General features: G+C 34.4%; 13 protein-coding genes and 1 riboswitch. Of the genes, 11 read left to right on the top strand and 2 right to left on the bottom strand.

Going from position 1 to position 15,113, the window contains the following annotated elements; translation table 11 throughout:
- Positions 1-87: 87 nt before the first annotated feature.
- Positions 88-197, bottom strand: a riboswitch (TPP riboswitch).
- A gap of 691 nt (positions 198-888) precedes the next feature.
- The 10 genes from HMPREF3239_RS03445 to HMPREF3239_RS03400 all read left to right on the top strand — a co-directional run bounded on the left by HMPREF3239_RS03445 (position 889) and on the right by HMPREF3239_RS03400 (position 11,838).
- Positions 889-2,169 carry a pyruvate MFS transporter gene (locus HMPREF3239_RS03445; RefSeq protein WP_053028781.1) on the top strand — a complete coding sequence of 427 codons (1,281 nt, stop codon included), beginning with the start codon at positions 889-891 and terminating at the stop codon, positions 2,167-2,169.
- A gap of 309 nt (positions 2,170-2,478) precedes the next feature.
- The gene (locus HMPREF3239_RS03440; protein ID WP_053028780.1) at positions 2,479-2,763 is read left to right on the top strand and encodes a putative quinol monooxygenase; all 285 of its coding nucleotides are present in this window, start codon (positions 2,479-2,481) and stop codon (positions 2,761-2,763) included.
- Between the two features lie 166 nt (positions 2,764-2,929).
- Positions 2,930-4,867 (top strand): FUSC family protein, encoded by a 1,938-nt coding sequence (locus tag HMPREF3239_RS03435; protein WP_070854720.1) that lies wholly within the window; start codon positions 2,930-2,932, stop codon positions 4,865-4,867.
- A gap of 69 nt (positions 4,868-4,936) precedes the next feature.
- Positions 4,937-5,359, top strand: coding sequence for a DUF2188 domain-containing protein (locus tag HMPREF3239_RS03430; protein WP_053028778.1), 423 nt, complete (start codon positions 4,937-4,939; stop codon positions 5,357-5,359).
- A gap of 168 nt (positions 5,360-5,527) precedes the next feature.
- Complete coding sequence (locus HMPREF3239_RS03425) at positions 5,528-6,229, top strand: GTP pyrophosphokinase (protein ID WP_070854719.1); 702 nt, start codon at positions 5,528-5,530, stop codon at positions 6,227-6,229.
- 141 nt (positions 6,230-6,370) lie between these two features.
- Positions 6,371-7,246: an alpha/beta fold hydrolase gene (locus tag HMPREF3239_RS03420; protein ID WP_070854718.1), complete on the top strand. Its 876-nt coding sequence runs from the start codon at positions 6,371-6,373 to the stop codon at positions 7,244-7,246.
- 92 nt (positions 7,247-7,338) lie between these two features.
- Positions 7,339-8,061 (top strand): MerR family transcriptional regulator, encoded by a 723-nt coding sequence (locus HMPREF3239_RS03415; RefSeq protein ID WP_070854717.1) that lies wholly within the window; start codon positions 7,339-7,341, stop codon positions 8,059-8,061.
- Positions 8,062-8,234: 173 nt separating this feature from the next.
- On the top strand, positions 8,235-8,879 hold the full coding sequence (locus HMPREF3239_RS03410; protein WP_371106758.1) for a GntR family transcriptional regulator: 645 nt from the start codon (positions 8,235-8,237) through the stop codon (positions 8,877-8,879).
- 21 nt (positions 8,880-8,900) lie between these two features.
- The gene (gene gntK / locus HMPREF3239_RS03405) at positions 8,901-10,439 is read left to right on the top strand and encodes a gluconokinase (RefSeq protein WP_070854715.1); all 1,539 of its coding nucleotides are present in this window, start codon (positions 8,901-8,903) and stop codon (positions 10,437-10,439) included.
- A 40-nt stretch (positions 10,440-10,479) separates the two neighbouring features.
- Entirely contained in the window at positions 10,480-11,838 is a 1,359-nt protein-coding gene (locus tag HMPREF3239_RS03400) for a gluconate:H+ symporter (RefSeq protein WP_053028772.1), read from the top strand.
- Positions 11,839-11,899: 61 nt separating this feature from the next.
- Here the strand turns inward: HMPREF3239_RS03400 and HMPREF3239_RS03395 are convergent, their stop codons facing one another.
- Together HMPREF3239_RS03395 and HMPREF3239_RS12415 are read right to left on the bottom strand one after the other, a co-directional pair.
- Positions 11,900-13,462 carry an ATP-dependent nuclease gene (locus HMPREF3239_RS03395; protein ID WP_070854714.1) on the bottom strand — a complete coding sequence of 521 codons (1,563 nt, stop codon included), beginning with the start codon at positions 13,460-13,462 and terminating at the stop codon, positions 11,900-11,902.
- Positions 13,441-13,593 (bottom strand): hypothetical protein, encoded by a 153-nt coding sequence (locus tag HMPREF3239_RS12415; protein ID WP_176747939.1) that lies wholly within the window; start codon positions 13,591-13,593, stop codon positions 13,441-13,443. Before HMPREF3239_RS12415 ends, HMPREF3239_RS03395 begins: the two co-directional genes overlap by 22 nt.
- Before the next feature lie 184 nt (positions 13,594-13,777).
- Here HMPREF3239_RS12415 and galU point away from each other — a divergent pair, with 184 nt between their 5' ends.
- Positions 13,778-14,644, top strand: a complete 867-nt coding sequence (gene galU / locus HMPREF3239_RS03390) for a UTP--glucose-1-phosphate uridylyltransferase GalU (RefSeq protein ID WP_053028771.1) — start codon at positions 13,778-13,780, stop codon at positions 14,642-14,644.
- Positions 14,645-15,113 lie beyond the last annotated feature (469 nt).

Below are 15,113 nucleotides of genomic sequence, written 5' to 3'. Positions count from 1 at the left end.
AACGAATTTAAAAAGAATTCTGTCCCACTCCCAAATGAAAAAAACGCTATCTCCTTCGTAGGAAATAGCGTTGGTCTATATAGAACGTTATTTAGCAAGCCACTTTCCTACGCCAGTGCAAACTGGATCAGGTTCCAGGAATTATAAAGTTCTTTCTTTACTCTCAGCCTTAAACAAAGGCACTTCCAGTGGATAAATTATCTATTTAATTTTTAATAATTATGATTCACGTTTGATTTCAAATTCATTCTACAATTTTTTCGAATAGAGTTCAAATTTTAATGGGAAGAGCAAGGGACATCAATCATATAATGATACTATTTCACAAATTCTCAGTAGCTGACTGAACAGAGAAGACGCTTAAATTAAGCTTTTGTCGGTTCTAGTGGGCCCCACTACAAAGAACGGCATTAAGACATTCTACAAACAAAGCAAGCTGGGAGTCGGGACCCCAGCAAAGAGAACTTCATCAAGAAATTCTACAAGCAAAGCAAGCTGGGAGCGGGGCCCCAGCAAAGAGAACTTCATCAAGAAATCTACAAGCAAAGCAAGCTGGGAGTCGGGGCCCCAACACAGAAAATCACGAAAGTGATTTTACAAGCTAAGCGAGTTGGGGTTGGACAACGAATGTGAAAAGAATGCTATTCCACTCCCAAACGACGCAATTAGTGAATAAAGTAACGAACGATGTACAATTTAATAAAAGAACTTTTAAATAAGATATTGAAAACGATTTCAAAACCTGGTAATATAAATAAAAATAAATGCTAAAAACCCTATGATGGTAAGGGTTATAAGGGAGTTATTTTTATATAATAGGGAGTCTTGTGAGTATATTAGACAACATATTTAGAATCAACAAATTAGAGGAAGTAGGAAAAAGAGGTTATGGTACAAAGACAAAAGAAAAGTAGTGTTCGTTGGTTTTTTGCATTAGCATTTTTTATTATAGGTGTAATCGCCTATATGGATAGATCCAACATTTCGTATATTGCCCCGCAAATGATGGAAGATTTACATATGACAAAACAACAATTTGGTCTATTAGCTTCATTCTTCTCGTTAGGTTATGCTTTAATGCAAGTACCTTCAGGTATGCTAGCTGAGAAATTCGGACCACGTAAGATGATTACAATTGCTTTAGTATGGTGGAGTGCTTTCACTATTTTAACAGGTATGATTAAACATCACGGTTTATTATATTTAGTTCGTTTCTTATTCGGTATCGGGGAAGCGCCTATGTATCCATCAAACGCCGTGTTTAATGCAAACTGGTTCTCTAAAGATGAGAAAGGTAGAGCATCAAGTATGTTACTTGCTGGTTCATATTTTGGACCTGTATTAGCACCTGTCATTACAATTGCTATTGTAAACGCATTTAACTGGCAAGCGGTATTTTATATCTTTGGTGTGGCAGGTATCTTAATTGCAATATTATGGGGAATTATTGCGAAAGATTTACCTGAACAACATCGTATGGTTAATGACGCAGAGAAACATTTCATTATGGAGAATCGTGACCTTGTTCAAACAACGAAATCATTACCACCATGGAATCAATTCTTCCGTCGTATTAGTTTCTATGCGATTGCAGGTCAATACTTTGTAGTACAATTTGTTATTTCATTATTCTTAATTTGGTTACCAACGTACTTAACTGAACAATACCATGTAGAATTTAAAGACATGGCGATTAGTTCATTACCTTGGTTCATTATGTTTATTTTAATTTTATCTGCTGGTGCGATTTCAGATAAAATTTTACGCAGTGGTCAATCAAGATTTGTTTCAAGAGGATTGATTGCTATTGTAGGTTTCATCGTATTTGCAGTTTCAATTTTCTTTGCAGTACATACTGATAATTTATATGTAACTATTTTCTGGTTATCACTTGGTTTAGGCGGTATGGGTGTATCAATGGGTATGAGCTGGGCTGCAGCGAATGACATTGGTAGAAACTTCGCAGGTACTGTATCTGGTTGGATGAACTTATGGGGTAACATTGGTGCGTTATTAAGTCCATTCTTAGCTGGTGCATTAGTAGCATCACTTGGTTGGACAATGACTTTCCAATTGCTAATTATTCCAGCAGTTATCGCAGCAATTTTATGGTTATTTGTATCACCAGATAAACCATTGATTAAAGATGAAAGTCGTGAATTAAAATAATTTCATATAAACTAGGGCATCATGCCTAGATAAATAGTCGAGACTGGGACATAAATAATATAATTATGCTATTTTGCAATTTCGCAGTAGCTGACTGAACTGAGAAGGCACTTAAATCGAGCTTTTCTCAGTTCTAGTCATCCTTGCGGGCGGGGCCCCAGCAAAGAGAACTTCATCAAGAAATTCTACAAGCAAAGCAAGTTGGGAGAGGGACGACGAATTTAAAAAGAATTCTGTCCCACTCCCTGTTTTATCTATGTGGAAGTGGTAAGATGATAGTGAATAAATCACAAATTGAGGGTGAAATGTATGATTATTATTAATGCAAAACTTAAAGTAAGCGAAGAACATCGTGATGCCTATTTAGATTTAATGACGAATTTAGTCAAACATGCACGTGAAGAAGAAGGTAATACATTTTATAGTCACTATGAAGATGTAAGTGAACGTAATACGTTCGTAGTTGTAGAGAACTATAAAGATCAAGCTGCTGTTGAAGCACACAATCATTCAGATCATTTTAAAGTGTTTAGTGAAAATATCGGCAACTATATTACAGAAAAACCAGTGATCGACGTAGCTGAAGTAAAATAATTAAAGTTAATTTCATAATATAAACAGTACTAAGGTAGGATAAGAAGTCAATTGCGAAGCGATGATTTCAATCCTACCTTTTTATTATTTAAACAATCACTATCATATGAACGAATAAAAAGTGTTATCATTGAATATGTATGTTTTATAGAAAGGAAAGATAACATTGGGAAATGTTTTAAAATCACTTATCACATTTGATACAAGCAAAGTTGACCCGATGAAAGGTATCAGACAGGGCTTGTTATTAATAATCCCAGCACTATTAGGTTATTTCCTAGGTAATTTCGCACTAGGATTGCTCGTGTCAACTGGGACATTGGCACATATTTATGTGTTCAAAAGCTCACCACGCTCAATGATTAGAACAGTTATCTTATGTTCGCTCTCATTTGCGGTATGTATGATACTGGGAACACTTACGGTTACTGAACCGATTCTATATGGTGTGACATTATTATTAGTTACGGTCATTCCTTACTATATCTTCAGTGCATTGAAGATTGCTGGACCGTCTTCAACTTTCTTCCTTGTAACATTTTGTTTACCGAGCAACTTGCCAGTAGCACCAAATGAAGCACTGTACCGCGGTGTTGCCATTCTTATTGGTGGTGCGATTGCTACATTTGTAGTTATTTTGACAATCCTTTTCCAAAAGCAAAAGATTGAAAATAGAGCAATTAATGCTGACTTTAACATGATTAAAGAATTAATGCACAATTATAACGATGTTGATAAGTTTAAAGAGAGTGCCAAAGCAGCAGTAACACAATTCAAGAACTCTGATGAATTGTTAATCACTGCAACAGCTGGGGCTGATCAAAAATTAAGTCCTCGCTTCCAAAGATTGTTATTGCTACATACCTCAGCACAAGGTTTGTATTCAGAGCTATTGGAATTACATGAAAAAGGTATACGCCCAATTCCAAATGAATTAGTTGAAATGATGGACGTTGCAATACGCAATGCATATCGCACATCAGTAGCACGAGAAAAATGGACAAAAGAAGTCAATGTTGATGAAGCGTTTGACGATTTATGGCAATATATCTTGAAAATCGATGAAATTACAAATTTAGATTCTAACCAAATTGAACATGAAGCGAGTGTTCGTAAGCCACTTTACAGTCAACGTATCATTCATAATTTAACGTTAGATTCTATCGTATTTCGAAATACTTTGATTTATGCCGTAATTATGGCAGTGGCCATTTTTATTTCATTAGCATTTAATATCCAAAAATCTTACTGGATTCCATTAACGGCGCATACCGTCTTATTAGGTATGACAACACGACGCATGTTAGACCGTTCTGTAGCCCGTGGCCTAGGTACCATCTTAGGTACACTCGTATTATCAGCAATACTATATTTCAATCCACACTTGATTATCGCAGTCATCATTATGGGTCTTGCGGCAATGGTTACTGAAACATTTGTAGGTTCTAACTATGCCTTTGCGGTAATCTTTATTACAATCCAAGTTATATTATTAAATGGTTTAGCGTCAGATAACCTGTCCATTTCAATTGCCTATACACGTATCTTTGATGTATTGATTGGTATTGCCATCGCAGTTGTTGGGATCTTACTTATTAATCGACAAACAGCATCCGCCATGTTACCACGTACGATTGCAGAAGTGGTTCGTAAAGAAGCCGTTATCTTCCAATATTTATTCTCAGAAAATCATTACCAAGATGATTTACGTGAAAGAGATGAAAGCTTAGCTTTATCAGTGAAAATGAGTAACATGACACAAATTAATAATTCAGCAAGTGGTGAATTATTCTCAAATCAAGAAGTGATTCGTTATTATTATCCAAGCATCTTCGCATTGGAAGAAATTAACTTTATGTTAATGCGTGCAATGCAAGATCATCAACGTCAACGTATTTCTGATCATCAAATGGGAGAATACCTTGTTACCTTTGAGAACTTAGCGAAACATTTCGAACTTCAAAGCAGACTTGAAATTAATGAACTTTCCGATTTACCGCAATATAATTACATTAAATCGGCATTAATGCGACTGCAAAATAATTGTGTGCATACACGTAAAGATATTAATGAAGTTGAAGATGGAGCGGCAATTAAAGCATAATACCATCATCGAGTTTCACTTCTGGTGATAGTGGTAAAGCTAACTATCAATGAAAAGGAGATTGATACCATGCCTTGGACAATGGACGATTATCCGAATACGTGGAAGCACTTTGATGAATTAGAACGAAAAAAAGCCATCGATATTGGTAATGCAATGTTGAAAGATGGCTATAAAGAAGGCGATGTTATACCGATTGCAACACAACAAGCTAAAGATTGGTATAAAGATGCATCGAAAGCAGAGCTTGATGAATTAAAGCACAAGCATGTCACACAACACCAAAAGGATCAATCAGCGAATCCAAAACTCAATGACAAAAATGTACATGTATATTTTGAAGAGGACGAATGGAAAGTGAAAACAGAAGGGGCGAAACAAGCGTCCGATACTTTTGAGAAGAAAGCAGACGCCACGAAACGCGCGCAAGCTATTGCTGATAATCGTGGTACGACAGTCATTGAACATAAAAAAAGTGAATCATCGCAATAAAATCAATGCACGAGGCTGAAACAATGCGTTCAAACAGAATGCTGTTTCAACGTCGTGCGTTTTCATTAACAATTGAAAGTTCTAAAATAATCTGCAATAAAAGAGTATTATTTTTAGTTTATTTTGTAATTCGATATAATAAACAGTGATGATTAAGGAGGAAATACTATGTATGTAGAAAGAAAACCATCATTGTATATAGAAGAATTACGAAGTGAATTTAAAGATAACTTACATCATTTCAAAGATGGAGATGAAGCCTTTGATAGATTAATTGGTTTCGTAGAACTCGATCATTTATACGCCTCAGCTTTAAAAGAAATCAGTACCAAATTAGATATTCTTGATGACAACTTTAACTATGTTTATAAACATAATCCGATTCATCATATGGAACGACGTGTAAAAGAAATGAATAGTCTAATTAAAAAACTACATCGTAAGCAAGTCGAAATTAGTGCAAAAAGTGCGCGTAAACATATTCTTGATATTGCGGGAATTCGTGTCGTTTGTAACTATTTAGAAGATATATATGTCATTGAGAAGATGCTCCTAAAACAAGAAGACGTTAAACTTCTCAAACGTAAAGATTATATTAAAAATCCGAAAGAAAATGGGTATCGTAGTTTACATATCGTTGTGACAATTCCCGTATTCTTATCCAATAAAGTGGAAACATTACCTGTAGAGATTCAAATTAGAACCATTGGCATGGATATGTGGGCAAGTTTAGAACATAAAATTCGTTATAAAAATAACGCTAATACAGAAGATTATAGCGATATGTTAAAAGACTGTGCCCTTGAAATTTCAGATGTAGAATCTAAAATGCAATCCATTCATTCTGCAATTTCAGATAATAATGAATAACATTAAACGATATAGCGTAACTTATTGAATTGTGCGTAACTTGTAACAATTTTATAAGTTATGCTTTTTTAATTTGTCTCTGTTTTGATAATTTTATGATAAAATAATAATTTAGTAATATAGAGATTTTTGAGGTTGATTATGAACAGAAAACATTTTAAAACACAAATTTATCAATTAAAAAATTATCATAACGAACAAGTAGAAGTCGCTTTCGCGGGCAATCTAACATCAAATAGAGCAATCGTATTTATACATGGTGCTATCATGACATACCGTATTATGACCATGTTCGAACCCTACTTCAGAGAGTATAAAATGATTTTTATTAATTGTCCTAGTCGTGGCAAAAGTTCAAAGATTGATCGTAATAACCATACTTTAGATGATTACTCTGAACGAATTGAAGATGTTTTGGAACAAATCGTTGCCACACAACACCTTGAAAAGGTCATGATTATTGGGTATTCAATGGGAGGGATGATTGGCACACGTCTATTGAAATTTAATAAACTACCGATATCTCATCTTGTGTATTTAAGTAGCGCAGCTAAAATTACGCCAAACACAAGTATGCTTGCACGGTTATTCTCAACAGATAGTAAGCGTGATCATTTCAAAGATGAAATTACTGCCATCAAAAACTTGCCACAATACATCTTAAAGAAAACAGTTTACGCACGAAAAGAAAACGGACTAGATATCTTATCCTTTGTCGCCCCGATTAAGACGATCATCACTGATTTATTATATACAATTAAAGCAGATTATCTTCCAGATATTGAAGAAATTGAACAATTTCCAAAGTTACTATTTATCTCTGGTCAAGATGATGAAATTATCCCGTATACAGATTCACAAGCCACTATGGAGCAGTATAAACGCTATGGTGGAGAAACGAAAGAAATCGTCTATCCTGGTATTGGGCACATGGACTTTCCATCTGTCCTTGAACAATTACCTAATGGTACGGTAGGCATCGTAGATCATATTAAAGATTGGATAGAAGACAAATAAGACATCCTTCAGACTTACTTTAAATTATATGTAAAAATGTCTTGCTCGTGACGTAGCGTCATGAGGTAGATTCAATGTAGGAGGTGTACACTATGTCACATTATACAGTTGGAGAGCTAGCCAATCATTTAGGAGTTACAGTTCGAACACTACAATATTATGATCGTAAAGGTCTATTAACAGCTAAACGTGCATCAGAATCAAATCGTAGATATTACAATGATGATCATATACAACAACTACAGTTGATAGTTTTGTTGAAGCAATTTGGTTGTACGTTAGATGAAATTAAAATATTGTTGTATGAAGATAGCGATATGCAGACGCTTAAAGCAATGTTGCAACTGCATAAGAAAGAATTAGAGACAAGCATACATGACCAAACAAAAACACTAAACCATTTGAACAACGTTGACCAATATATTTCAAATTACTCAAGCGCTCCAATAAATCATTTATCTGACATAGATAAAGCAATGAAACAATCGACTACATTGAAATCGTTTAAAAGTAAAGTATGGATTAGCGCAGGTATCATTGGCATGATTCAATACACAGGACTAATTGCAAGTTTGCTAAGAAGTTCGAGTAAGCCTTTCGTTTCAATCTTGCCTATCTTAGTAACCTATGCCATAGGATTAACAACATATTATTATAAAAATATTTCATATCTGTGTCCCAATTGCCAACATACGTTTAAACCATCTGTGAAACAATTTATAGTGGCACGACATACTATGCAAACACGTAAATTAGAATGCCCTAAGTGTCACGAAACACATTACTGCATCGAAGTTTCAGATAAGAAGAAATAGAATTTTAATCATGGTTTTCCCGGTCCATCTGTGGCCGGGATTTTTAAATTTATAAAAAGAAAGCGTTTGCAAAAATGGATGCGATATATTAATATACTTGTATACAAGTTGTAATTGAATGAATAGGAGTGATGCATGTGAAAGAAAGTTATCCAACACAATGGTTTGGAGGTATGTCTAAAGGTGAAGGTGTCGCAGCAGAAATACGTTTACAAATTGTAAGTGGTGAGATTGAAGCGGGCACACTACTTACAGAGAATCAAGTGGCTAAACAATTTGACGTTAGCCGTTCGCCAGTTAGAGATGCCTTTAAATTATTACAAACAGATCAACTCATTCAATTAGAACGCATGGGCGCTAAAGTATTGCAATTTGGTGAGCAAGAGAAGAAAGAACTGTATGATTTACGATTAATGCTAGAGTCGTTTGCATTCGCAAAGATAAAACATATAGATAGAGAACCGATTATCAAAGAGATGCGTAAACATCTTGAAATGATGAAAGTAGCAGTTAAATTCGAAGATGCTGAAGCATTTACACAACATGATATTCAATTTCATGAAGCAATGATACATGCATCAAATCACCAATATTTACAAACATTCTGGAAACATTTGAAACCCGTGATCGAAACACTCGTATTGTTATCCATGCGACAACGTATGGACCAGGATAAAGCAGATTTTGAACGCATTCATCACAATCATAATGTGTTTGTTGAAGCGGTAGAACAATATGACTCTACAAAATTAAGAGAAGCCTTCCACTTAAATTTCGATGATGTTGGCGAAGACATTGAAAGCTTCTGGCTAAGATAAATAGAAGAAAGAAGGAATACTATGAACTACATGATTGGTGTTGACATAGGGACAACAAGTACGAAATCCGTATTATACGATGAAAATGGACAATTTATCATGAAACATAGCATTGGCTACCCCTTACATACGCCCAATGTTGATGTATCTGAAGAGAATCCTGATGAATTGTTTGATGCCGTTCTTATGACTGTGAAATATGTTGTAAGAGAAGCAAATATTAAAAAAGAAGACATCAAACTCATTGCATTTAGCGCACAAATGCATAGCTTGATTGCACTCGATGCGCAACATCATCGTTTGACTGAAAGTATTACATGGGCAGACAATCGCGCGAGTAAATACGCAGAACTAATTAATAAGGAACATCATGGCTCAGACATATATCAACGCACAGGAACACCAATTCATCCAATGTCACCATTATCTAAAATCTTCTGGATGAAACATGAACAACCTGATATTTATAAACAAACGGCGATGTTCGCTGATATTAAAACATACATATTTTATCAACTATTTGAAACATACGTTATTGACCATTCAATGGCATCCGCGACAGGTATGTTTAATTTAGAAACACGCCATTGGGATGCAGAAGCACTCGAATTACTTGGTATCACTGAGGCACAATTACCACAATTAGTACCTACCACACACATACTTAAAGGCATGAAAAAACGCTACGCCACCCTAATGGGCATTGATGAGGATACGCCTATTATTGTAGGTGCAAGTGATGGTGTACTATCAAACTTAGGTGTAAACAGCTACAAAAAGGGCGAAGTGGCTGTCACGATTGGTACATCTGGTGCTATTCGTACAGTAATTAATAAACCACGCACAGATTATAAAGGTCGTATCTTTTGTTATGTATTGGACGAAGATCATTATGTCATTGGTGGACCCGTAAATAACGGCGGTGTCGTACTAAGATGGTTGAGAGATGAATTACTCGCAAGTGAAGTGGAAACGGCGAAACGTTTAGGCGTTGACCCATATGATGTACTAACTAAAATCGCTAGCCGAGTTAAACCAGGTGCAGAAGGACTTATTTTCCATCCTTACCTTGCAGGGGAACGTGCACCATTATGGAACGCAGATGCGCGTGGGTCATTCTTCGGATTAACGCTCTCTCATCAAAAGGAACATATGATACGTGCCGCATTAGAGGGTGTACTTTATAACCTGTATACAGTCTATCTTGCGCTTGTGGAAGTCATGAATGAAACACCAAGCACAATCAAAGCAACAGGCGGCTTTGCTAAGAGTGAAGTGTGGCGTCAAATGATGGCAGATATCTTCGACACTGATCTCATTGTACCTGAAAGCTATGAAAGCTCTTGTTTAGGCGCATGTGTATTAGGTTTGAAAGCATTAGGCGACATTGAAGACTACTCAATTATTGAACAAATGGTCGGGACAACAAATGCGCATCAACCTGATCCAGACACAGTTCAAGTGTATCAACAGTTAGTATCCATCTTTATCAACTTAAGTCGTTCATTAGAAGAACGTTATGCAGAAATTGCAGACTTTCAACGTAAACACATGGAGTAAATCATTAAATTAGAAAAAGAAAACATTAGGAGGGTTTACGATGTTTGGAGATATTTGGCCAATTATCAGTGTTGTTATTGGGATTTTATTACTTTTGTCATTAATTATTTTCTTAAAATTGAACACGTTTATTTCATTAATCATCACTTCTGTTGTCACTGCGATATTACTAGGTATGCCATTAAATAAAATTATGGAAACCATAGAAGCGGGCATGGGAAGTACGCTCGGTCACATTGCGCTAATCTTTGGATTAGGTGCCATGCTTGGTAAATTACTTGCTGATGGTGGCGGTGCCAATCGAATTGCCGACACATTGATTGCTAAATTTGGACCGAAACACGTGCAATGGGCAATGCTAATCGCAGCCTTTATTGTAGGTATCGCACTATTCTTCGAGGTAGGGTTAGTTCTATTAATTCCATTAGTATTTACAATTGCTAAACGTGCGAAAGTCTCACCACTTAAATTAGGTTTACCAATGGTGACGGCTTTATCAGTAACACACGGTTTCTTACCACCACACCCTGGCCCCGTCGTTATTGCAAAAGAATTAAAAGCGAACGTTGGTCAAGTATTGCTATTTGGTATTATCATTGCCATTCCAGTAACCATTATCGCTGGACCAATATTTAATAAAATCGCACAAAAAATCATTCCTTCTGCCTATACGCGTGAAGGTGATATCTCAGCATTAGGATCTCAAAGAGAATTCAAAGAATCTGAAATGCCAAGCTTCGGATTAAGTTTATTTACAGCTGTGTTGCCAGTTATCTTAATGTTAATTTCAACTATTGTACAATTAATCACAGGCCATGAAGCAGCTACAAATTTATTTGAACAAATTGTTTACTTCATTGGTACTGCAGGTACAGCAATGTTAATTTCAGTTATCTTTGCGATCTTCTCTATGGGCTTAAATCGTGGCAGAAAAATGGACGACATTATGAAGTCAGTTACCAACGCCATCTATCCAATAGGTATGATGATTTTAATCATTGGCGGTGGTGGTACATTCAAACAAGTACTGATTGATGGCGGCGTAGGCGATACCATCGCGAAAATGTTCGAAGGTTCAACCATGTCACCAATACTACTTGCTTGGATTGTAGCAGCTGTATTACGTATCGCATTAGGTTCAGCTACAGTAGCTGCCATTTCTACCACAGGTATCGTTTTACCATTATTGCAACACTCTGACGTAAACGTTGCACTCGTTGTGCTCGCAATAGGCGCCGGAAGTGTTATCTTATCTCATGTTAACGACGCAGGCTTCTGGATGTTTAAAGAATACTTCGGTTTAACCGTAAAAGAAACATTCCTAACATGGTCATTACTTGAAACCATTATTTCTGTATCAGGTATCATCTTTATATTATTCATTAGTTTATTTGTGTAACTTATAACACATACTCTAATTTAAATGTAATATAATTTTTATTAGAGTATGTTCTTAATATTTAATCTATATTAAATTGACTATCAATATCTTCTTGTTTTTGTATATTTAAAACATTTTTTGATATAAACTCTTCATTAAAGCTTAGTTCATCTATTCCTAATGAGAAAATTTTATTAAACGTTGATAGAATTGTTTTTCTTATTGGGTCATCGTGATTGTTTTCCTCATATAAAATTTTAAATAATGCTTCTGTTTTATGATTGTTACTAAGTGTTTTTCCATAAAAAGCAGCTTCAAAAGTGTGTTTGATAGCAAAAATTTTAGAATCATCACTTTTTAGCTTTAAAATATTATAACAGTTTGTGCGCTGTTTTTTTAACTCGCTTGAGTTAATATTAACATTATCTAAATCATGTAAAACGTAATATTCTGAATCGAATTGATTTAATATTTTCATTATTGTTTGAATTGTAGATTTACCACGGGCATTTATAATATGGAAATTAGCATTAAATCTTTTTCTTATGTAGCCTAATATCATTTTTTCTGTATCACCTTCAACGATTATATTTTTGGTAGAAAAGAAAAATTCATTAACATAAGGATCAACGTAATTTAAAATTTTCATATTTTGTAAATCATTTTCATCGAACTTATTTGATTTTGAATTATATAAAATAATTGCGTTAGAGTTAGAATTATCAATTTTAAAAATATCTATAACAGTATGATTTTGTTCTAAATTTATTAAAATTGGAGAATGAGTTGTTATAATAATAGGCATTTTATTACCTATCTCATATAAAGAATTACTTAATCCTCTTGTGGCTTCAGGGTGTAAAAAAGCTTCTGGCTCATCCACTAAAAGCATCCTATTTCCTAAATTTCCAACTTTATCACCGATAATATTTTGAATAGTATAAATTAGGCTCATTCTTTGTACACCAGTACCTTGTTCAGATAATAACATTTCGTTATTTTGATTAGAGCTTACAGTAATCTTTGTATCAGTATTCTTTAACAAGTCTTTAACTGAAAAGCCGTTTGGGTCTCCCCCGGAAATTTTGATTTTAAGATTTTGGTCAGCAAATAACATATTTAATATTTCAGAGACGTTTTTCTCAATTGTACTCAATGCATCGTCTGTTTCTTTTTTTAATTTTTGAATAAAGGATTTAACCTCTTTGTTAACGTTATTTAAATCTTCTTTCGCGTATTCAGTAGAAGTAATAGCATCTGTATATATGTTACTTATTATTTTATCAATTTCTTCGGTAGTCATGTGAGGGCGTATGTAATATGGTTCTTTATTATTTATTAGTTTAGCTATTTCTTTAATTTGGGTTTTGGTTAATTCTTTTTTAAAATTTAAAATGTAATATTCAGGTTTTTTTTCTAGTCGATATTCTTTAACAATTGTAATGTTAAAAGTACTTTGCTCTTCTTCAAAATAGTTTTCATTTAAATATTTCAAAATGTCATCATTTTCATTAAGTATAAATTCAGCTTTAAAAACAATGTTTTTGTTTGAATTATTAAAGCACTCGTTTGAAATTTTGTTTGAAAGAGATGAACTTTTAAAAAATTCACTTATAGCTTCTAAAAATGTTGACTTCCCCATATTATTTTTCCAGTTAATATATTAAAGGAATTTTGTAAACAATGATTGTCTTTACCATCTTTTATAAATTCTACAGTGAATTCTTTCTTAAAAACTTTGTAATTTTCAACTGAGAAACGCTTTAGTTTCATGAGTTCCCCTCCATTTTATCTTTATATATTAATTATGAGCAAATATATTAAATAAATCAATTTAATCTTGTAACCATAACTTTATTTATTAATAATATATTTGCTATCACTAGGAAAGACTTCCAAAGCGTGATAAACTAAAAAATGATATAAAAGACACAATGTGCAAAGGAGTTACTTGAGTTTGAAACAGATAAAAAAAGCAATCATACCTGCTGCTGGTTTAGGGACGCGATTCTTACCAGCCACTAAAGCGATGCCGAAAGAAATGCTTCCAATCTTAGATAAACCAACAATTCAATACATAGTGGAAGAGGCTTCACGTGCAGGAATTGAAGATATTATCATCGTAACTGGTAAACATAAACGCGCAATTGAAGATCACTTTGACAACCAAAAAGAATTAGAAATGGTTCTTGAAGCCAAAGGTAAAGATGAGTTACTAGAGAAAGTACAATATTCAACAGACTTAGCAAACATCTTCTACGTTCGACAAAAAGAACAAAAAGGATTAGGCCATGCAATACATACCGCTCGTCAATTCATAGGGAATGAACCCTTCGCAGTCTTATTAGGTGATGACATCGTTGAATCAGAAACACCTGCAATTAAACAATTGATGAACGTTTATGAAGAAACAGGCCATTCAGTCATTGGTGTTCAAGAAGTGCCAGAGAGTGTTACACATCGATATGGTATTATCGATCCACTAGGAAAAGAAGGACGCCGTTACGAAGTCAAACAATTTGTTGAGAAACCGAAACAAGGTACAGCACCATCGAACCTTGCCATCATGGGTCGTTACATCTTAACACCAGAAATATTTGATTACCTCGAAACACAAAAAGAAGGCGCAGGAAACGAAATTCAACTCACAGATGCGATTGAACGTATGAATAGTGATATTCCTGTATATGCATATGACTTCGACGGTGATCGTTATGATGTTGGCGAGAAATTAGGATTCGTTAAAACAACAATCGAGTATGCCCTGAAAGATCCAAAGATGAAAGATGAACTGGTTCAGTTTATTAAAGAATTAGGATTATAGCCGTAAATGCAAAAGAAGACCCCATAAACATTTAAGTGATCAGCTTAAATGTTTATGGGGTTCAACTTTGATGTATCCCCATACATCACGCTCATATTTCTCTAAAAGCGATTCCGCTTTAATTAATACTTAGATAAAGCATCAGAGAGTAAGTATTAATTAACATCATGTAATTGCGTATTCCTCGAAACACCGATCATAATACATCTTGACATTGAATAAAGAATTATGGGTTCTTCTTTAGATTACGTAATCTAGGCTGTTGATTCATGTTGAGTTGACTGACTTGTCAAACGTATTATGAACAAATATTTCAAAAACTATAAAACCAACTCATCCCAGTTTCCGCTAAGATGAGCTGTCGGGAAATACAATATGTAATGGTTATATTTCCCAGCCTCTTCAAAACCTGTGTGTATTAGATATAAATCTAATACACTTAAATTGTACAACATATTATTTGGATAGA

Origin of the sequence: Staphylococcus sp. HMSC34C02, assembly GCF_001838705.1 — a bacterium.
GTDB lineage: Bacteria > Bacillota > Bacilli > Staphylococcales > Staphylococcaceae > Staphylococcus > Staphylococcus borealis.
Note: the sequence above shows the minus strand (reverse complement) of the source record. Positions and strands in the feature narration are given on the sequence as shown.